Raw genomic sequence first — 21,338 nt, 5'->3', positions numbered from 1 at the left:
ATGAAAATAGTTTTAGCCTTTATCTTTCTATGTAGTACTTACTTCGCTTTATTACTTGTTTTGGTAAAGAAATAAGTAACGTGAGAGGTTTTATAATCGAGTTTTACAGTTTCATGCCATACCATGTTTTTTCCATCAATAGATTGAATAGGCATTTTAAAGCCTTGGGTAATTTGCTTGCCTTTTTGACCTGCCAGTAATGGTTTTATGCCAAAATAATTTCCTCCGTTTTCCTTACCTGTTGACCATACCATGGTTTGTGGAGTGGTAGGACAACCTTCAGCCATTGGAGATAATATTTTGCCATCCCAGTTTCCGTAGAAAGTCCACATGCTGTTGATCATACATGAAGCATCCACATCTCCAAAAACTTTAATGGTGGAATAGGCTTTAATGTTATTGTACAAAATGCTGTCGAGACGCCAAACGCCCATAATGGTTTTGCGTTTGATTTCCTGAGCAGAAGTTTGATAGCTGAAAAACAGGCCTGAAAGCAATAAAACGGAGAATATAAGTCGTTTCATAAGCGTTTTTATTTTAAGGTGAATGATGAATTATTTAAATATAATAATCTTGCAATTGATAAAAAATAGCCCGGTAAATTTACTGCTATAGATTTTGAGAATGATAAATAGTGAAAAAGTTAGCAGGCAGACACTCAGAAAGTTGTGAAAATGTTGAAATTTTTAGCATTCTTGCGCAGCGCAGAAAGATTATTTTTGTTTTGATGGGAGATGAAGGGATGATACTTTTCTCATCTCTTAAAGCTCACATCTAAAAATCTCATAATTATGGCTGAAGAAAAAATTGGTTATAGCGAAGATGATATTAAATCCCTCGATTGGAAAGAGCACATTCGTTTGCGCCCGGGAATGTATATCGGTAAGTTGGGTGACGGATCAGCGCTTGACGATGGTATTTATATTTTGCTGAAAGAGATTATGGACAACTCCATTGATGAGTTTGTGATGGGATCGGGCAAAATCATCGATATAACTATTTCTGATCATAAGGTTTCGGTACGAGATTACGGTCGAGGTATTCCATTGGGAAAGGTGATTGACTGTGTGTCAAAAATCAATACCGGAGGTAAATATGACTCGAAAGCCTTTCAGAAATCAGTTGGTTTGAACGGTGTGGGTACCAAAGCTGTTAATGCTTTGTCAACCACTTTTACCGTACAATCTTATCGTGATGGACGAACTAAGTTTGCTGAGTTCAGCAAGGGTAATATTGTAAAAGAGGATCAGGAAAAGGATACTACTCAACGTAACGGTACAGCCATTAACTTTATTCCTGACGAGTATATTTTCCGCAACTTCAAATACATCCCTGAGTTTGTGGAGAATATGATATGGAATTACGTTTACCTTAACTCAGGACTAACCATCAATTTTAATGGTAAAAAGTATTTTTCAGAACGTGGTTTATATGATTTGTTAGATAAAAATACCGATTCAGAAACCATTCGTTATCCAATTATCCATCTGAAAGGTCAGGATATTGAGGTTGCCATAACTCACGATAACCACTACGGTGAAGAATATTATTCGTTTGTAAACGGTCAGCATACTACTCAGGGTGGTACACACCAGGCCGCTTTTAGAGAGGCGCTGGTAAAAACCCTACGTGAATTTTATAAGAAGGAATTTGATGCAACTGATATTCGCGCATCGGTTGTGGCAGCAATCAGTATTAAGGTTCAGGAACCTGTATTTGAGTCGCAAACTAAAACTAAATTAGGTTCATTAAATATAGGCCCGGATGGTCCAACAGTGCGGACCTTTGTCAACGATTTCCTTAAGAAAGAGTTGGATGATTACTTGCATAAGCATCCTGATGCTGCAGATGGGCTATTGAAGCGCATTATGCAGTCAGAGCGTGAACGTAAAGACATTGCCGGAATTAAGAAACTGGCAAATGAACGCGCTAAAAAAGCTTCGTTGCACAACAGAAAACTCCGTGACTGTAAGGTCCATTTTGATGAAGATTTAAAGAAAGAGGATGAGCAACGGTTTAGGACCACTTTGTTTATCACTGAGGGTGATTCAGCTTCGGGTTCAATTACCAAATCACGTGATGTTGCAACTCAAGCTGTTTTTAGTTTGAAAGGTAAGCCATTGAACTGTTTTGGTTTAACTAAAAAGATTGTTTATGAAAACGAAGAATTCAATCTATTGCAGCATGCATTGAATATTGAGGATGGCTTGGATGGCTTGCGTTATAATAACATCGTAGTTGCAACTGATGCCGATGTTGACGGTATGCACATCCGGATGTTGTTGCTAACCTTCTTTTTGCAATTCTTTCCTGATTTGGTCAAGAACGGACATTTGTACATTTTGCAAACCCCATTATTCCGCGTTAGAAATAAGAAAGAAACCATTTACTGCTATAGTGATGAAGAGCGTAAAGCCGCCATCGATAAATTAGGTAATAAGCCTGAAATTACACGATTCAAAGGTTTGGGTGAGATTTCTCCAGATGAGTTTGCTTTGTTTATCGGAGAAGACATGCGTCTTGATCCCGTAATTCTGAAAGATTCACATATTAAAAATGTGCTTGAATATTATATGGGAAAAAACACTCAGGAACGCCAGGAATTTATTATCAGCAATCTAAGGGTAGAGAAGGATTTGGAGCAAGAATTGACTGTGGCGTAACTAATTGTAGATGATAGTGTTTTATAGTTTTATAAGCTATTTTCAAAACACATCTATATGATTAAATAATTTAAGATAATGATCAACGGAAACGATATACCAAACGAAGAAAACCAAGGAAAAGGCCATCTTGACAATGTTATTAAAGTTGACGGCTTATATGAGAGTTGGTTTTTGGACTATGCATCTTATGTAATTCTCGACCGGGCGGTGCCTAATATGTACGATGGTTTAAAGCCTGTTCAACGTCGTATTTTGCATTCATTAAAAGAAATGGATGATGGCCGGTTTAACAAGGCTGCCAACGTAATTGGTAATACTATGAAGTACCACCCACACGGTGATGCTTCTATTGGTGATGCGATGGTTAATATTGGTCAAAAAGAGTTGCTGATAGATACGCAGGGTAACTGGGGCGATCCTGTAACGGGTGATGCTGCAGCGGCTCCCCGTTATATTGAAGCAAGGTTGAGTAAATTCGCCAATGATGTCGTTTTCAATCCGCAAACTACAGAGTGGCAGTTGTCCTATGACGGGCGTAATCATGAGCCTGTTACGTTGCCGGTTAAGTTTCCATTGATTTTATCCCAAGGAACTGAAGGTATTGCCGTAGGTTTAGCAACTAAAATTCTTCCGCATAATTTTATTGAGCTGATTGACGCTTCAATCGGGGTGTTAAGGGGTGTTCGTCCTGATTTAGTGCCGGACTTTCCAACCGGCGGTTTGGCTGATGTTTCAAAATATAATGATGGTCAGCGCGGCGGACGGGTAAGAGTGCGTGCTAAAATTACCGAAAAGGATAAAAAGACCCTCGTTATTAGCGAAATTCCTTTTGGGACAACCACAATAGGCCTGATTGACAGCGTTATTGCTGCCAATGATAAAGGGAAGATTAAGATTAAAAAGATTGAAGACAATACGGCTAAAGATGTAGAAATTGTCATTCATCTTGCACCTGGCATTTCTCCTGATATTACCATTGATGCTTTGTATGCATTCACCAATTGTGAAATGTCGCTTTCACCCAATACATGCGTTATCAAAAATGATAAGCCGCATTTTATGAGCGTGAATGACATTCTGACTGAGTGTACACAAAATACCAAAGAACTTTTAAAACAAGAGCTAGAGATCAGACTAAATGAATTGAAAGAAAAGATCTTCTTCAGTTCATTGCTCAAAATATTCATTCAGGAGGGCATGTATAAACATCCTGAATACGAAAGTTCAGGGACGTTTGATGTTGTGGTTAATGTATTGAACCAATTGTTTGAGCCATTCTTTCCACAGTTCTATCGCGAAATCCTTCCTGAGGATTATAAGAAATTAATTGATAAGCCTATGAGCTCTATTACCCGCTTTGATGTGAAGAAGGCGGATGAGCAGATGAAAGCTTTACAGGAAGAAATTGATGAGGTAGAACACCATTTGGCTAACCTGATTGACTATGCAATAGATTATTTCGAAAGGCTTAAAAATAAGTACGGTAAAGGCCGCGAGCGTAGAACTGAGTTGCGAACATTTGATACCGTACAAGCTGCTCAGGTTGCCTTGGCCAATGTGAAACTGTATGTAAATAAAGACGATGGCTTTGTTGGTACATCCCTTAAGAAAGATGAATACATATGCGATTGTTCAGATATTGATGATATAATCGCTTTCCGTGCAGATGGCAAGTTTATTGTTTCCAAGGTAAGTGAGAAAGCCTTTATGGGCAAGCATATTGTGCATGTTGGGGTGTTTAAGAAAAACGATGACAGAACGGTGTATAATATGATTTATCGCGATGGCACCAGTGGAACCTCATACATGAAACGTTTTCCTATTGGAGGAATAACCCGTGATAAAGAATATGATCTAACTAAAGGAACAAAGGGATCATCGGTATTATGGTTTACTGCTAATGCTAATGGAGAAGCTGAAGTTGTGAATATTCAGCTTAAACCGCATTCTAAATTGCGAAAATTGCAATTTGATTTGAATTTTGCTGATTTGGCGATAAAAGGTCGTGGTTCGCAGGGAAATGTAGTTACCAAGTATCCAATTAAGAAGATTACTTTTAAATCAGCAGGAGTTTCTACTCTTGCAGGCAGGAAAATTTGGTTCGATGATGTGTTACAACGCCTGAATGCGGATGGTCGTGGCAAATACTTAGGTTCGTTTAGCGGGGAGGACAAGATTATTGTTGTTTATAAAAATGGCGAGTACGAATTAACCAATTTCGATCTAACCAATCACTTTGACGAAGGGTTGTTGCTGATTTGTAAGTTTGATCCTGAAATGGTGCTTTCGGTCGTTCATTTTGAAGGAAAAGCGAAAAACTTTTTTGTGAAACGGTTCGCTCCCGAAAATGTAGTAATTGGTAAAAAAGTTAGCTTCATAAGTGATGAGCCTGGTTCTAAGTTAATATTGTTAAGTGCAGATGAACAACCAAGAGTTCAATTAACAGTCTTAAAAGGAAAAGCCAAGGAAGAAGAGAGTTCTGAAATTGATCTTTCTGAATTTATTGATATAAAAGGATTAAAGGCTAATGGAAACCGATTGAGTCAGTTTGAAATTGTAAAGGTTGAACTGCTTGAACCGCTAACGGCTGAAGAAGGGGAAGAGAATGATGAAATGGATGATGAAAGCTCGGAGACTGCCAGTGATTCTACAGACGATCCTTCATCCGCAAAAAAGATAGAGTTAGAGATAACTAATCCGGAAGATACTGATCTTGAAGATGATGGACAACTGGGCTTGTTTTAAACGTGTTATTTCACATTATTAATTTGATAAAAACAATCACCATATGTTAAAGAAGACCATTTTTACAATTGCACTAGCTATATCTTTAACCTCTTGCGAGTCGCAGAGTTTATTAAAACAAGTAAACGATATTTATAAGCAAACTACTGCAAACGGACAGTTAACCAACACCGATATTGCATCGGGGTTAAAGCAAGCATTACATAAAGGAATTGATACAGCCATTGCACAGGTCGCCAAACCCGACGGATTTCTTAAGGACCAAGCTGTTAAAATTCTATTGCCTCCTGAGTTACAAAAGGTGGATAAAACCTTGCGTAGCATTGGTATGTCGAGCTTAGCTGATGAAGGGTTGAAACTGATGAACCGGGCGGCAGAAGATGCAGCAGGAAAAGCTAAGAATATTTTTGTTAACGCTGTAAAGCAAATGACTTTTCAGGATGCATTGAGTATATTAATGGGCGAGAAAAACGCAGCAACTCTATACCTGAAAAAAACAACCTCTCAGCAATTGTACGGAGAATTTAATCCGGTTATTAAGAATTCCTTAGATCAGGTTGGTGCAACCAAAGTATGGAGCCAAATAATCAGCAGGTATAATAAAGTGCCTTTGGTAACGAAGGTAAATCCTGACTTGGCTGATTATGTAACTAATAAAGCCATGGATGGTGTTTTCTTTAAGGTAGAACAAGAAGAGCTTGCTATTCGTAAAGATCCTGTAAATCGTACAACAGACTTGTTGAAAAAGGTGTTTGCTAAGCAGGACGGAAAGTAGTTATGGCGATTAGTTATCAAAAGCTGGGGGCTTTGGTCATTGGTATCATGGTATTGATTAGCCTGGTGTTGTTATTTGTTGGATTTCCTGGTAACCTTATTTTAGGCTTTTGGGGTATAGCGCTCGTTTTTACTTTCATTTTTGGAATATTGCTTGGTGTCAGGACATTGTTCTTTAAAGTGAAGAATAGAAAAGCTAAGAAATCAACAAGGAAAACCGCTGCAGGGGCTGTTAAGTCTAAAAGATAATTTTAAAAATGATTAAAAAGTTGGAAAATAATTTCGAAAAAGTTTGCATTTGATCGTTATTATTTCTTAATTGGAAAACAAACCAATTGAACCAAAACATGAGACAAACTCTACTTTTTCCAGCTTTTGCCTGCCTAATTTCACTTATTGCAGGTGCTTCTTTAAAGTTTTTAGGCCTGCCGGGTGCGAATATGTTGATCCTTTTAAGTACCATTTTATTAATGGGCTTAATTTTACTATTTGCGTATTCGCTGATTAAGGTAGCTGCCGAAACCAAGAAGTAATAAGTATCAACGTTTAAATTGAATAATATTACGGAGGTCGTTGAGAAACGACCTCCGTTTTTGTAATCAGTAAGGAAAAATCTATTGTTATTTCTTACCTGGACCGTATAAGATCTGTCCATTTCTAACTCCAGTATGTTTACCTTCTTTCAATGTAATGTTTCCGTTTACCAATACATATTCAACTCCTGTTGAGTAGGCATGTGGCGAATCATAAGTTGATAAGTCATCGATGTTCTTATCGTCAAATACTACAATATCAGCATCCATACCTGGTCGTATTAATCCTTTATTTTTAAGATTGAAACGTTGTGCAGGAGCGGAGGTCATTCTTTTAATTGCATCCTCCAGTTTAATTAATTCTTTTTCTCTAACATATTTGCCTAATACCCGTGCATTGGTTCCATAACTACGCGGATGTGGCATTCCTTTGCCAAATTCACGTATGCTTCCATCACTGGCTACAATAGTAAACGGATACTTCATAATGGTTTCAATATCGCCTTCATTCATTCCATGAAAAACCATTTGAACCCAACCCTCATTCACAAGCTCTAAAATGGTATTGATTTCGGCTTCTAATGTTTGAGGTCTCCCTTTTAGTTTGTTTACTTGCGAAATACTTTTTCCGTTCAAGGTGGTATCTGCATTGCAAAAAGCAATTACTGCATACGAAAAATCAGTATTGCCTCTCCGGGCTGCATCACTTAACATTTCGTCAACTATTTTCTTTTTCATAGGAGGGTCGGTAATACGCTTTTGGAATGTGCTGTCGTTTTGTGTTAGTGCCCAGGTTGGAATCAACGATCGGAGGGAGGTGCTACTGGCCGAATAAGGGTATTGATCACAAGTAACGTCCAGACCCATTGCCCGAGCAGAGTCTATCATTTTTAAGGTTTCAAGTGACCGATTCCAGTTAGGGCGGCCAACTTTTAAGTGTGAAATTTGCACCGGGATATCAGCCAGCTTTCCGATAGTTATGGCCTCGTTAATGGCCTCAAAAACTTGGGCTGTTTCACTGCGCATATGGGTGGCGTAAATGCCGCCATATTTTTTTGCAACTTTAGCAAGACCAACTATTTCTTCAGTACTGGAGTAGATGCCGGGAACATAAATTAAACCGGTGGAAAGACCCATGGCCCCATCTTTCATTGCTTTTTCAACTAGCTCTTCCATTGCCATTTGTTGTTCTGTTGTTGGGGGGGCGCTTGAGGTATTCATTACATGAGCTCTAACGCTTCCTTGCCCAATTAATGCGCCTATATTGACCGAGGTTTTAAGCTTAGTTAGGAAGTTAAAATACTTTTCAAGGTCCACCTCGGAGCTGCCACAATTACCGGTTATAACCGATGTTACGCCATCATAAATAAAATTATCAGCAGTGGGAGTTTTCTCTTCATCGCCTTCAATATGAGTATGTATGTCAATAAAACCGGGGGCGACTATTCGATTATTTACGTTAATTACTTTTTTGGCTTTGGTAGTATCTATTTGACCAATCTTCACAATTTTACCTTTTGATATTCCCACATCAGCCTTAAACCAAGGATTTCCTGTGCCATCAACAACTCTTCCGTTGATTAGCACTATATCATAATGGGCTTGTGCTTTACTTACAAATGGAGCAAGAGCAACAAGGTAAATGAGTAATAATTTTTTCATCAATTTGAAAAGCGGTGAAGGTTGCTAGCTAAATATAAAAAGCCTGCAGTTCAAAAACTACAGGCTTTTTATAATTCTTAAAAATGAATCCTGGCCAATTGGCTAGGGTCATGTATTATTGATACTGAATGTAAATAGGTTTTGGATAAAGAGCTAAAACATCGGACGGTTCCATAATTGGCTTTCCGCATTTAATATCATTTTTATAGAATAATTTAAACCCGGTATATTGAACTGGCTCTTTATAAATGTAACTTCTGTAAGTGTCACGCTTTAATGTTGCCGGTCCCCATCCGTCCATATGCATTACTATTTGTATATCGCGGTTTAATTTGATGTTTTGCGAATTAGTCACCATTTTCCTTGTAAAACGGTGTACAATTAACATTTTTGGAGGAAGGTTATTTGTTCTTACCAGATTAGTTAAGAAATCACTAGCATAATTAATATCTGCAGCATCAAAAGTTCCAATACGTTTACCAGGGGCATGTCCTGATTTCATTGAAAACTCAGGATCGATACCTAAATGCACGTTTGGTAATTTAAGGTATTGCTCTAATGGAGGTAACTCTTCTTGCAGGGTACCTAATCCAACTTGCACATCCAAAAATACCTCAGCATTTATACTTTTAGCCATAACTAAAACCGAGTCGATCATTTTGAAAGGCATACGTAAACGGTATTTTCCGGCTTTCCCAGGTTGGCCTTGAGCGGTTACAACAATTAAATGTAGTGCTGGCTTTACAGGGGTGCTAGGATCTGCGGCAGCCCATTTTTTTGCTTCACCATTTAATTTAGCCAACATCTCTTTTGGAGGAAGTTCGCCTAAAATCCCCATTTTTTTCGAATACAGATTACCATAGTAGGCAACAATACGATAATTAGGAAGTATTGCATTTTCTTTAGGTTTTGGGCCTTTTACTACCCATTTTCCTGCAGTATCAATGGTAATAGGTTGATAAGGAATTTTATCTTCGGGATCCTCTGCCGGTTGGGCAGAAGTTGAAGTTCCTCCCTTCAGATTTTTTGCATCGGCATTAGCAGAGGCATTTGCTCCTGAAGATATTGCGCTAGAAGTTTTGCCGGATGAACTTTCGCAACTATTGAATAATGTTAGTGATGATAAAGACGCTAAAAGCAGAGCGTTCGTTAAGTTTCTTTTTTTTAAATGCATGGGTTGGGTGTAAATAATAATTTTTTGCCAGCCCGAACTACTTCAAATATGCTTTTCAAAAAGCATAAACAACTAACTTGAAATAGTTTGGTTTTTGGAGTGGTTTTTAGGCGTTTACGAGGGAAATATGCATAGGGTTACAATGATTTTCATTTTGTTTGAAAATCATTGTAACCCATAAAAATATCAGGTGAAAAAAAGCCGACAGAAGTGGTTTCGTATTTAAAATGATCTGAATTTACCCCAAACTCCCAATGGAAGTTTACAGCCAGCTGTGGCTTGAAGGTATAATTCGCCAATATCAAAGTTTTTAACAGAAGGGAATGCAGAATGAATAAGATTCTCAACTATTAAAGAGGAAAAGCCTAAGGAGTAAGTATTTAAAATAAGGAAGTGTTCTTCTTCATCTAAAAGTTTTACCACATCCTTCATCATTTCATTGATCTGATCTTCCAGCTTCCATTTTTCGCCTTTTGGCCCGTTGCCATAGGCCGGAGGGTCCAAAATAATGCCATTGTATTTTTTTCCGCGTTTAACCTCACGCTGAACATACTTCAAAGCATCTTCTACTACCCAGCGAATATCGCTCAAGCCTGAAAGTTCCATGTTTTCATTGGCCCAGGTAACTACCTGTTTAATAGAGTCGACATGAGTGGTGTCAGCTCCGGCATTTCGGGCCGCAATAGAGGCTCCTCCTGTATAGGCGAATATATTCAGGAATTTTGGTTGAGGAGTTTTCATCATTTTAATGGATTCAGCAATGTAATCCCAGTTGGCTGCCTGTTCAGGAAAAATACCAACATGCTTAAATGATGTTAAACCCAATCGAAACTTCAGATCGAGGTCTTTGGTTTTGTATTCAATATGCCAGCGATCGGGTAGGGCTTTGTCTTTCTTAGACCAATCACCCGAAGTAGCTGTGCGTCCTTTAAACTTTATATGATGAAGTTTTTGCCATTCACCTTCGCTTAAGGTTTTGTCCCAAACAGCCTGGGGTTCAGGACGGATAAGTATATATTTTCCAAAACGCTCCAGTTTTTCGAAATTACCGCAATCAATCAGCTCATAATCTTTCCAATGCGTTGGAGTAAGGAGGTTTATCATTTATTTTGATGATTAGTTAATTAGATAATTTGAATATTATGCGAGAAAACAGTTTGCACTGAATGGTTATTGCTTAAATCGATTTCTCAAAATCTCAATCATTACTTTTGTAACTCTTTGAAGTGTTTTGAAGCAAAAACGAATTCGTTTAGTTCTCCGTTGTCTGTATGCGTTATTTCCTTATTGCTGCCTTCCCACCACTTTTGTCCTTGATGCAAAAACACAATATTGTCTCCAATTTCCATAACCGAGTTCATATCATGGGTGTTTACAATGGTGGTAATTTTAAACTCATCTGTAATTTCCTGAATGAGGTTATCAATTACTATTGAAGTTTTTGGGTCAAGGCCGGAGTTAGGTTCATCGCAATAAAGATACTTGGGTTTCATTGCAATAGCCCGAGCAATGCCCACACGTTTCTTCATCCCTCCTGAAAGCTCTGCCGGAAACTTATTGTTTACATTTTCGAGGTTAACACGATGCAAACAAAAGTTTACACGTTCCAGTTTTTCTGCATAACTCATTTCAGTAAACATATTTAAGGCAAACATCACATTGTCCTGAACTGTGAGTGAGTCAAATAAGGCCGAACCTTGAAACAGCATTCCAATTTCTTTCCGGATAGGAATACGTTCTTCAAAATTCAGTTTAGTAAAATCACGGTTATCATACAGTACTTCTCCTGAATTTACTTCGTGTAATCCAACCATGCACTTAATCAGAGTCGTTTTTCCTGATCCACTACCTCCGATAATCATATTGCAAGAGCCCGATTTGAAAGTTGCAGAAATTCCTTTCAATATCTCTTTGTCGTCAAATGATTTTCTGATGTCTTTAATTTCTATCATAATAACAGTTGGGCTACAATGTAGTCAGCACACAAAATTAAAATACAACTTACTACTACCGCACGGGTACTTGATTCTCCCACTTCCAAGGCGCCTCCATTGGTGTAAAACCCTTGGTAAGCCGAAACCGAAGTAATAATAAATGCATAAATAATTGATTTTACCATACCGGCCACCAAAATGACGTTGTTAAATTCGGCCTGTACACCAGAAATATAATCAGCTTGTGATAATGCTCCAGACAAAACTCCTGCAATGCCACCTCCCAAAATACTGAGTGTTATTGAGATAATAACCAGCAGCGGGATCATCGTTACACCGGCAATGATTTTAGGAAAGATAAGGTATCCCGGGGAATTAACGCCCATAACCTCAAGCGCATCAATTTGTTCAGTAACACGCATGGTTCCTATTTGTGAAGCAATATTTGAGCCTGTTTTTCCGGCTAATACTAAGGCACCAATGGTCGGGCTTAACTCCAGAATTGAATTATCACGGGTAATTTGTCCAATTACCGAAAGTGAAATTAAATTGCTGATTAGCTGAAATGCGGTTTGTACGGAAGTTACTGCTCCCATAAAAACTGAAATAATGCTAATGATTCCCAATGAGCCTACACCTATGGAAACCATTTCACGGGCAATTTCTTTCCAGTAAAAACTCCATTTTTCAGGGCGTTTCAACGCCGCTTTCATCAATAAAACGTACTTTCCTAAATGGTAGAACAGCATAAAATAATTTTTGCGAAAATAGTGAAAATTATTCAGTCCTTAATTCCATAGTTCTTGGTTCCCGGCATAGCTGGAAAATAAGCAACTCTTTATTGAGGATGTGTAACTTTAAGTCAAATATCTTACTTTTACGTTATGCTTGCAGTAATAACAGGTGCTACAAAAGGAATTGGAAAGGCTATAGCAGAAGTTTTTGCTTCAGAAGGCTTTGATTTGGCTATTTGTGCCCGTAATGAAAATGAGCTGGTTGAATTTAGTACTCAACTTCAGCAGCTAAATCCTGATATTCAGATTTTATACAAAGCGGTCGATTGCTCCAATCGTGATGAATTACTTGCCTTTGTTGATAAGGTATTGGATAGATATGCTAAGGTTGATGTTTTGGTAAACAACGTTGGCCTGTACGTTCCTGGTTCTGTAATGGATGAAGAGGATGGTATGTTGGAGCAAATGATTGACACTAATTTGTATTCGGCATACTATCTCTCAAAATATTTTACCGGTGGAATGATTGAAGACGGCCAAGGGCATATTTTTAATATCTGTTCAACAGCTTCTATTAAACCGGTGGTTGCTGCAGGTTCATACAGTATTTCTAAGTATGCATTAATGGGACTAACAAAAGTGCTGCGCGAAGAATTAATGCACCAAGGTGTAAAGGTAACTGCTGTCTTACCGGGGTCAACTCTTACAGCCTCTTGGTCGGGTACTACTATTCCTGGATCACGTTTTGTTTTACCGGAAGATGTGGCATCGGCAGTTTTGAATGCTTATAAAATGAGTGAAGGAGCTGTTGTGGATGAAATTTTAATACGGCCATTGCTTGGGGAAGTTTAGCTGATTTTTTTTTAACGACTAACAATAAATCATTTATGGAAAAGCGATTGTATAAAAATCCGGATAACAAAGTTATTGGAGGCGTATGCTCAGGTTTGGCTGAATATTTTAATATGGACCCTACCATTATGCGTATCATATTTCTGATTTTGTTCTTTGGATTTGGCACTGGGGTACTTATTTACCTTATTTTATGGATAGTAATGCCGGAAAAGCCAAAGGTTATTCAATAATTGCCTGGTTAGGTAAGATAAATAAAGCCTTTAACTACTTTAATGAACAGTTGTTTTTATCGTAGGTGGAGGCTTTTTTTATTTCCAATATAAATAAACCAAGGCCTAAATAATTCACTGTTATCCTTTTTATTATTTTTGCACAATGAATTCGGTAGCAGATTTAAATTTCATTAAGGCGTTAAAGGGTAAGTATTGTAATTCTTTAAATACTTATTCCCGTTTTGTGACTCGAGAAGTAAACATTGGCGATATAGCGATGGGGGCACATCATCCCATTCGCATACAATCAATGACTACTACCGATACAATGGACACGCTGGCTACCGTTGAACAAACCATACGCATGGTTGATGCGGGATGTGAATACGTGCGTATTACAGCACCAAGCATCAAGGAAGCCCAAAACCTGGCTGAAATTAAAAAGGAATTACGCAATCGCGGGTATAATGTTCCCTTAATTGCCGATATTCATTTTACTCCTAATGCTGCTGAACTGGCAGCCCGCATTGTTGAAAAGGTGCGTGTAAATCCGGGTAATTACATCGATAAAAAGAAATTCCAGCAAATAGATTACACTGATTCAGAATATTTACAGGAAGTTGAACGTATTCGTCAACGCTTTTCTCCTTTAGTGAAAATCTGTAAAGAGTACGGTACTGCTATGCGCATTGGTACCAACCATGGTTCTTTATCTGACCGGATAATGAGCCGTTACGGTGATACTCCAATGGGTATGGTTGAATCAGCAATGGAATTTATTCGAATTTGCTCGGATTTAGATTATCATAATCTGGTGATTTCGATGAAAGCCAGTAATCCTAAAGTAATGGTGCAAGCCTACCGTATGCTGGTTGAGAAAATGGTTGCCGAAGGAATGAACTATCCTTTACATTTAGGTGTTACTGAGGCTGGTGATGGTGAAGACGGACGTATTAAATCAGCTGTAGGAATTGGAACTTTGTTGGAAGATGGCTTGGGTGATACCATTCGTGTTTCTTTAACTGAAGAGCCTGAGTTTGAAGCTCCCGTAGCGTCTGCATTGGCAAAACGCTATGAAATGCGAGCAAAAAAATTGGAAATGGTGGCTGAAGAGGCTATTTATCAACCCGAAATTATTCTTCCCAATAACTTTGATCCGTATTCTTATCAACGTCGCAAAACACATGAAGTGCTCAATGTTGGAGGACATAATGTGCCACGTGTAATTGTTGATTTGTCTAAAGAAAATATCAAAGACCCGTTTGCATTATCTTCAATAGGATATAATTATTCAGCCTTATTAGATAAGTACAATCTTACTGAACAAACTGCTGATTTTGTTTTCTTAGGAGATGCTTTGCCTTCGTTTTCTTTCCCAGGAAATCTTAAGCAGATTTATAATTACGGAACTTGGCTAAATCTGGAAGACAAGCAAAATGCGCATCCGTTATTTAATGCAGAAGAATATTTAAAAGCGGAGAATAAAGATAACTGGCTAAATTTTGTCGAAACTGATATTAAGATCTTCCTGGAATCGTCTGATGAGGTTTACAATGGTTTTGTGGATACCTTATCAAAGGATAAAACTGTAGTTTTAATTCTTTCGACACAAAATATTCATGGAATGGCCGAACAGCGCCAGTTCATTTTTGATTTGCTTACCCAACAGTTGGATGTTCCGGTAATTATAAAGCGTTCATATAATAAAATCAATGATGATGATTTTATGCTATATGCATCAACGGATATTGGAGCTTTACTGACAGATGGTTTAACAGATGGTTTATGGTTACAGGCAGACGGAATAGCTACACAAACTATTAATTCTGTTGCCTTTGGTATTTTACAGGCCACACGCACACGAATTTCTAAAACCGAGTATATCTCATGCCCTTCCTGCGGAAGAACGTTGTTTGATTTGCAAGAAACCACTCAATTAATTCGTAGTCGAACCGATCATTTAAAAGGAATCAAAATTGGTATTATGGGTTGTATTGTAAATGGTCCTGGCGAGATGGCCGATGCAGATTATGGTTACGTTGGAACGGGGCCAGGGGTAATAACCTTGTACAAGGAAAAAGAAGTGGTAAAGCGTAATGTTCCTGCTGAAAATGCAGTCGATGAGCTGATTGATCTGATTAAAGAGCATGGAGACTGGGTGGAGCCAGCCGTTTAGTCACCCTTGTTTACAAATGTATTCACCTTCTCTGATGGTTTTTTCAGGTTCTAGAATTTGAGATCTTCCTAAGGAATTACTCCCCAAATGATACGGGCCTCCCACGATCTGTCGTATGCCCGATTATTACTAAGCAACAAAAGCGGCAAGTGCAGAAAGCAGAAACATGCAGAAGTCTGCCTTCCTGGTAATTTTTGCTGTTGATGTATTCAGGTATAAATTAAAATAAAAAACAAATTGTAATTTACTTTCACAGAATTAATTATGAATGTTTCTTATTCTTATCTATCATAAATCGTGTTTATTTATATTCTTTCTAAATAAACTGATTTACAATAAAGTGACAAATAGAAAACGGTCTAATTGGCATATTTGCATTGTGGAAAACCCAAAAGGTTAAGATCTGTTCTTCAAAATAAATTTGAATTAACTAAATGGTGTTTTCGCGGCCTTAAATGGCTTTTGTTTTATAAAAAGGTTTGGTTTTGAAAGCACTGAAAGTTATTGCGTATACGTTTAAAAATTGTGCATTGGATGAGGTTGGTAGTTTGGTTCTTGAGAAAGACGAACGACCAGCTCGCTTAAAAGCTTTAAAAGAGAAATTTAATTTCGGAGAACTTTTTTATATATCCACCTGTAATCGTGTTGAGTTTGTTTTTACCAGTGAAAAGGAATTAGACTCAGCTTACACCAAAAAGATAATCAAATTCTTATTTCCTCATTTTACTCCTGAACAGCATGATTATTATTCTGTTAATGCTGCTATGTACACAGGAACTTCGGCTCTGGAGCATTTAATGCGTATTTCATGCTCATTGGAATCCTTGGTTGTTGGAGAAAAGGAGATTCTGGCGCAAATCAGAGAAATGTATGAAGAGTGCAGGGATTGGGGTTTAACGGGTGACTTTTTCCGTTTGGTAATGAATCGAGTGGTAAAAGCTTCTAAGGAAGTTTATACCAATACCAGAATTTCAGATAAACCGGTTTCGGTGGCTTCACTGGCTTGTCGTATGTTGCGTATGCATAATGTCGGCTTCGATGCTAAATTCTTAATTATAGGTGCTGGCGAAACTGTTCAATTGCTTACCAAATACCTCCAAAAGCACAACCTTAAAGATTGCGTTATTTTTAATCGCACCTTATCAAAAGCTCAGGTATTGGCAGATGAAATAGGTGCAAAAGCATTGCCTTTAGAGGAGCTGAAAAATTATCGTGATGGTTTTGACGTAATTTTAACTTGTACAGGAGCGACAGAACCTGTAATCACCCCTGAAATTTATCAAGGACTGGTGAATGGTTCTACAGGTAAAAAAGTAATTGTTGATTTGGCTATTCCAAATGACACTGCTCCAGAAGTGATTGAGCAGTTTTCACCTGCATTTATTTCACTTGAGCAAATTCAAGACATAGCAAGCCGCAATTTGGAAGAACGCAAAGGCGAACTAGTGTTTGCAGAGCGTATTATTGAAGAGAACATTCAGGAATTTATCCCAATTCTTAAGCAACGCCGTGTTGAATTGGCAATGCGAGAGGTTCCTGAAAAAATTAAAGAGATAAAGACAAAAGCCATAGAATCGGTTTTTGCAAATGAGATCAATTCATTGGATGAAAACTCGCGCGAAGTACTTGAAAAAGTACTAAATTACGTCGAAAAAAAATACATCAGTGTTCCCATGGTTATGGCCAAGGAAATTTTGATGCAACAAAAATAATGGCGGTAATTTTAAGCGATTTTTACATCTATAATCATATAGCATGAACAAAACAATTGTAATAGGCTCTAGAGGCAGTGACCTTGCTTTGTGGCAAGCCAACCATGTAAAGGCCAAACTTGCCGCAATTGGGTTGGAATCTGAGATTAAAATCATTAAAACTCAAGGTGATAACTTTTTTAATCTTTCGTTTTCAAAACTGGAAGGTAAAGGTTTTTTCACCAAAGAGTTGGAGGATGAGTTGTTGCAAGGCCATATTGATTTGGCGGTACACTCTCATAAGGATTTGCCAACCGAATCTCCGGAAGGATTAACCATTGCCGCTGTGTCTGAGCGTGAAGACCCAACCGAATTGCTGATTATTTTGAAAGATTGTGTAGATGTAAGTTTGCAGTTTTCGGTTCGCTATAATGCAATTGTTGGTACCTCATCAAATCGCAGGAAAGCGCAATTCAGAAGTTTAAGACCTGATGTTGAGTTTGAAGAATTGCGTGGAAATGTTCCTACCCGTATTCAAAAATTACGTGATGGCGATTTTCATGCTATTATTTTGGCAAAAGCAGGTGTACATCGTTTAGGGTTGGATTTAAGTGAATTCCATGTGGAAGAAATTGATCCTGTTGAAATGGTGCCAGCTCCAGCTCAAGGGGTTTTGGCATTGCAAACCCGGGCAAATGATGCTGAACTGATTAAGTTATTACAGCAGATCCATAATAAAGAGGTGGCCGAGACTATTTCTGTTGAGCGTAAAGTGCTCAATATGTTTGACGGAGGTTGCCACATGCCATTAGGGGTTTATTGTAAGAAGGAGGATGGTCAATTTGAGGTGTGGACTTCTAAAGCAACTGACGATAGTGATTTTCCTGAACGATTATTTCTTCGTACAAGGAATTCAGAAGGGTTAGCAGAGCAAATTGTTGATCATTATACTAAAGAAAAGAACATAGTTAAATCGTTGTTTATTTCTCGTGAATTGTCGGAAGATAGCTTTTTCCTTCGTTCATTAGAGAAATTTAACTTGGATATTGAAGACCGTTCGTTAATCCGTACGTTTCCAATCATCAATACTTTTGATTCATACATTTTGAAAAAAGTGGATTGGATCTTCTTTAACAGTAAAAATGGTGTAGAGAACTTCTTTAAACTTGAACCGGTTATTCCTAAAAAAGTAAAAATAGGAGTGATGGGCCGAGGATCGGAGAATGAATTGCGTCATTTCAACCGAATTCCTGACTTTGTTGGTGAGTCGGGTGATATTCGCGAAGTAGCGGAGTCTTTACTTCCTTTGGTGCAGGGACAGACCATATTGTTCCCGCAGGCTAAAGATTCACTCAGAACTATTCAGGTTCAATTGGCTGACCGAATTAGCAGTATTGATTTACCTGTTTATGAAACGGTTAAAGAAAAGGAAATCGGACAGTCTTCAGCTGATATTTTGGTGTTCACCAGCCCTTCAAATGTAGAAGCATATTTATCAAACGATAATGTAATCTACGTTAACCAAAAAGTAGTAGCCATTGGTAAATCAACCGGCAACAAGCTGGAAGAATTTGGCTATACCAATTATGTAATTCCTTATTCACCCGATGAAATTGGCTTATCAGAAGCCGTTTACGGGTTGTTGTAAAAATAAAATTGAGTATTACGGGTTTCGAATTACGGATTTTCCTTAATTCGAAACCCGTGACTTATAATCCGAAATTAATATGTTGTATCGTCCCCGCCGTTTAAGAAAGAATCCTGTAATTAGAGAAATGGTTGCGGAAACTAGAATTTCCAAAGAGATGTTCATGTATCCGTATTTTGTTGTTCCAGGAGATAACATTGTTCATCCGATTGATGCTATGCCGGGCATTAGCCATTTTTCTGTTGATACATTATTAAAAGATGTAGAAGAGGGCCTTAAACTAGGTATTAATAAAGTATTGTTATTTGGAGTAGGGGAGGAGAAATGTGAAGATGCACATTCAGCACACTCGCATGATTCCATCGTATATAAAGCTGTTAAGGCATTAAAAGAAAAATTCAAAGACGAGTTATACGTCGCTACGGATGTTTGTACTTGTGCTTATACAACTCATGGTCATTGTGGAATCTTAAAGGATGATTACGTTCAAAATGATGAGACTGTTGAAGTATTAGCCAAGATGGCTTTAAGTCATGCACAAGCTGGTGCTGACATGGTAGCTCCGTCAGACATGATGGACGGCAGGATAGAAGCAATTCGCCAAAAACTTGATGAACAAGGCTTTGTGAATACTGCAGTCATGTCATATTCTATTAAATTTGCTTCGGCTTATTATGGTCCTTTCCGTGAAGCTGCTGATTCAGCGCCAAATAAAGGCGATCGTAAGGCTTATCAAATGGATTTCAGAAATCCTCGCGAGACTATGCGTGAAGCCGAGTTAGACGAAACAGAAGGAGCTGATGTATTGATGGTAAAGCCTGCATTGGCTTACCTGGATGTGATACGCGATTTACGTCAAAATACTAACCTTCCCGTAGCTTGTTATAATGTCTCTGGAGAGTATTCAATGATTAAAGCCGCTGCTGAGAAAGGGTGGATTGACGAGCAAAAGGTAGTTATGGAAAATATGTATGCCTTTGCCCGTGCGGGAGCCAATATTATTATTACTTATCACGCTCGCGATATTGTAGCCAATAAATGGTTATAATTAGCATAAATTTGAAAATACAGGCATAAGTTTTGTTAGATGCCTGCGTTATTAGAATTAACAGATTATAATTTTACGTTTCATATATGTTTGGATTGTTTAAGAAGAGTTCAGAAGCTGACCAGCCGGTAGCAACAACAGGTAAAGCAGATATTTCACGTGAGAAATCGGCAGAGTTGTATGAAAAATCAAAAAGCTATTTCCCTGGTGGAGTAAATTCTCCTGTAAGAGCATTTAAATCAGTTTATGGCACACCTTTGTTTATTGATAAAGGTGATGGTCCGTATTTATGGGACGTTGATGGAAATAAGTTCATTGATTTCTGTTGTTCTTGGGGGCCGTTGATTTTAGGACATAATAATGCTAAAATACGCGAGAAGGTGACCGAGACAGCATTAAAGGGAATGACCTTTGGAGCGCCTACTGCCATTGAAAATGAACTGGCCGAACTGATTCTTAAACACAACAAATATATTCAGAAGCTGCGTTTTGTTAGTTCTGGTACAGAAGCTGTGATGAGTGCCATTCGCCTGGCCCGCGGCTACACCAAACGCAATAAAATATTGAAGTTTGAAGGCTGCTACCACGGTCATATAGATAGCTTGCTGGTTAAGGCCGGTTCTGGATTGGTAACTTTTGGTGAAACAACCTCAGCGGGTGTTCCGGAATCATTTGCCAAAGAAACGATTGTAGTTCCTTTAAATAATATTGATGCAGTAAAACAGGCTTTTGCTGAACACAAAGATCAAATCGCTGCTGTAATTATCGAACCGGTTCCGGCAAATAACGGTTTGTTATTGCAGGAACAAGAATTTTTGCAAGCATTAAGAGATATCACTTCTGCAGAAAACTCTTTATTAATTTTTGATGAGGTGATTTCAGGTTTCCGCTTAGGTTTTGAAGGGGCTGCTGGTTATTATCAAATTAAGCCAGATATTATTACTTACGGAAAAATTATTGGCGGAGGTATGCCGGTTGGAGCTTATGGTGCGAATGTTGAGATTATGTCAACAGTATCTCCCGATGGCCCGGTTTATCAGGCAGGGACCTTATCAGGTAACCCAATAGCCATGGCAGCAGGTATTGCACAGCTTACTGAACTAAGTCGTTTAGGCTTTTATAAAGAGCTGAACAATAAAACACAGGAGTTTGCTGATTCAATTCAACGATTTGCATCTGCGCGTAGCTATAAAGTACGTGTGCAGCAAATTGGTTCGATATTCTGGATTGCATTTACGGATTTAGAGAAAGTTCAGACAGCTGAACAAATAGATCCAGCTAGTATGGAGAAATTTAAAGTTTTCCACCGTGAGTGTTTGAACCGTGGTATTTATTTTGGTCCTTCAGGTTATGAGGTAGGCTTTATTTCATCAGTCCATACTAAAATCGACCTGGAAGTTGCAAAACGTGCCATTTTTGAAGCGTTGGATATCACTTTTAAAAGATAGATATAGAGCTTGTGATATGAAGTAATTATTAAGTCTCA

General features: G+C 38.2%; 18 protein-coding genes. 12 read left to right on the top strand and 6 right to left on the bottom strand.

Annotation, left to right across the window (positions count from 1 at the left end; genetic code table 11):
• Positions 1 to 38 precede the first annotated feature (38 nt).
• Entirely contained in the window at positions 39 to 524 is a 486-nt protein-coding gene (locus L2B55_RS15500; RefSeq protein ID WP_237847082.1) for a hypothetical protein, read from the bottom strand.
• Positions 525 to 791: 267 nt separating this feature from the next.
• Between L2B55_RS15500 and L2B55_RS15495 the strand changes: the two genes are divergently transcribed.
• From L2B55_RS15495 to L2B55_RS15475, 5 genes are all read left to right on the top strand, one after another.
• Complete coding sequence (locus tag L2B55_RS15495) at positions 792 to 2,663, top strand: DNA topoisomerase IV subunit B (protein ID WP_237847081.1); 1,872 nt, start codon at positions 792 to 794, stop codon at positions 2,661 to 2,663.
• 78 nt (positions 2,664 to 2,741) lie between these two features.
• A complete protein-coding gene (locus L2B55_RS15490) occupies positions 2,742 to 5,411 on the top strand; it encodes a DNA gyrase/topoisomerase IV subunit A (RefSeq protein WP_237847080.1) in 2,670 nt (889 codons plus the stop codon).
• Between the two features lie 43 nt (positions 5,412 to 5,454).
• The gene (locus L2B55_RS15485) at positions 5,455 to 6,186 is read left to right on the top strand and encodes a DUF4197 domain-containing protein (RefSeq protein WP_237847079.1); all 732 of its coding nucleotides are present in this window, start codon (positions 5,455 to 5,457) and stop codon (positions 6,184 to 6,186) included.
• 2 nt (positions 6,187 to 6,188) lie between these two features.
• Positions 6,189 to 6,434, top strand: a complete 246-nt coding sequence (locus L2B55_RS15480; protein WP_237847078.1) for a hypothetical protein — start codon at positions 6,189 to 6,191, stop codon at positions 6,432 to 6,434.
• A 98-nt stretch (positions 6,435 to 6,532) separates the two neighbouring features.
• Positions 6,533 to 6,718 carry a hypothetical protein gene (locus L2B55_RS15475; protein WP_237847076.1) on the top strand — a complete coding sequence of 62 codons (186 nt, stop codon included), beginning with the start codon at positions 6,533 to 6,535 and terminating at the stop codon, positions 6,716 to 6,718.
• Between the two features lie 87 nt (positions 6,719 to 6,805).
• Here L2B55_RS15475 and L2B55_RS15470 read toward each other — a convergent pair whose 3' ends face one another.
• The 5 genes from L2B55_RS15470 to L2B55_RS15450 form a co-directional block, all read right to left on the bottom strand.
• Positions 6,806 to 8,380: an N-acyl-D-amino-acid deacylase family protein gene (locus L2B55_RS15470; protein WP_237847075.1), complete on the bottom strand. Its 1,575-nt coding sequence runs from the start codon at positions 8,378 to 8,380 to the stop codon at positions 6,806 to 6,808.
• Between the two features lie 115 nt (positions 8,381 to 8,495).
• On the bottom strand, positions 8,496 to 9,554 hold the full coding sequence (locus L2B55_RS15465; RefSeq protein WP_237847074.1) for a hypothetical protein: 1,059 nt from the start codon (positions 9,552 to 9,554) through the stop codon (positions 8,496 to 8,498).
• A gap of 222 nt (positions 9,555 to 9,776) precedes the next feature.
• Complete coding sequence (locus tag L2B55_RS15460; protein WP_237847073.1) at positions 9,777 to 10,658, bottom strand: RsmD family RNA methyltransferase; 882 nt, start codon at positions 10,656 to 10,658, stop codon at positions 9,777 to 9,779.
• Between the two features lie 101 nt (positions 10,659 to 10,759).
• Positions 10,760 to 11,506 carry an ABC transporter ATP-binding protein gene (locus L2B55_RS15455; RefSeq protein ID WP_237847072.1) on the bottom strand — a complete coding sequence of 249 codons (747 nt, stop codon included), beginning with the start codon at positions 11,504 to 11,506 and terminating at the stop codon, positions 10,760 to 10,762.
• Positions 11,503 to 12,237 (bottom strand): MlaE family ABC transporter permease, encoded by a 735-nt coding sequence (locus tag L2B55_RS15450; protein WP_237847071.1) that lies wholly within the window; start codon positions 12,235 to 12,237, stop codon positions 11,503 to 11,505. Before L2B55_RS15450 ends, L2B55_RS15455 begins: the two co-directional genes overlap by 4 nt.
• Before the next feature lie 135 nt (positions 12,238 to 12,372).
• On the opposite strand from L2B55_RS15450, the gene L2B55_RS15445 reads away from it, so the two are divergent.
• The 7 genes from L2B55_RS15445 (at position 12,373) to hemL (ending at position 21,300) form a co-directional block, all read left to right on the top strand.
• Positions 12,373 to 13,074 carry an SDR family oxidoreductase gene (locus L2B55_RS15445; RefSeq protein ID WP_237847069.1) on the top strand — a complete coding sequence of 234 codons (702 nt, stop codon included), beginning with the start codon at positions 12,373 to 12,375 and terminating at the stop codon, positions 13,072 to 13,074.
• A 35-nt stretch (positions 13,075 to 13,109) separates the two neighbouring features.
• Entirely contained in the window at positions 13,110 to 13,307 is a 198-nt protein-coding gene (locus L2B55_RS15440; protein ID WP_237847068.1) for a PspC domain-containing protein, read from the top strand.
• A gap of 145 nt (positions 13,308 to 13,452) precedes the next feature.
• Positions 13,453 to 15,465: a (E)-4-hydroxy-3-methylbut-2-enyl-diphosphate synthase gene (ispG, locus tag L2B55_RS15435; RefSeq protein ID WP_237847066.1), complete on the top strand. Its 2,013-nt coding sequence runs from the start codon at positions 13,453 to 13,455 to the stop codon at positions 15,463 to 15,465.
• A 485-nt stretch (positions 15,466 to 15,950) separates the two neighbouring features.
• Entirely contained in the window at positions 15,951 to 17,177 is a 1,227-nt protein-coding gene (gene hemA / locus L2B55_RS15430) for a glutamyl-tRNA reductase (RefSeq protein ID WP_237847065.1), read from the top strand.
• A 43-nt stretch (positions 17,178 to 17,220) separates the two neighbouring features.
• Positions 17,221 to 18,804, top strand: a complete 1,584-nt coding sequence (hemC, locus tag L2B55_RS15425) for a hydroxymethylbilane synthase (protein WP_237847064.1) — start codon at positions 17,221 to 17,223, stop codon at positions 18,802 to 18,804.
• 79 nt (positions 18,805 to 18,883) lie between these two features.
• Positions 18,884 to 19,852: a porphobilinogen synthase gene (gene hemB, locus L2B55_RS15420; RefSeq protein WP_255696486.1), complete on the top strand. Its 969-nt coding sequence runs from the start codon at positions 18,884 to 18,886 to the stop codon at positions 19,850 to 19,852.
• A gap of 86 nt (positions 19,853 to 19,938) precedes the next feature.
• Complete coding sequence (hemL, locus tag L2B55_RS15415; RefSeq protein ID WP_237847062.1) at positions 19,939 to 21,300, top strand: glutamate-1-semialdehyde 2,1-aminomutase; 1,362 nt, start codon at positions 19,939 to 19,941, stop codon at positions 21,298 to 21,300.
• The last annotated feature ends 38 nt before the right edge of the window (positions 21,301 to 21,338 follow it).

It is taken from the genome of Solitalea lacus (genome assembly GCF_022014595.1).
GTDB lineage: Bacteria > Bacteroidota > Bacteroidia > Sphingobacteriales > Sphingobacteriaceae > Solitalea > Solitalea lacus.
The sequence above is the reverse complement of the archived record's forward strand: the minus strand, read 5'-3'. Positions and strand labels throughout refer to the sequence as shown.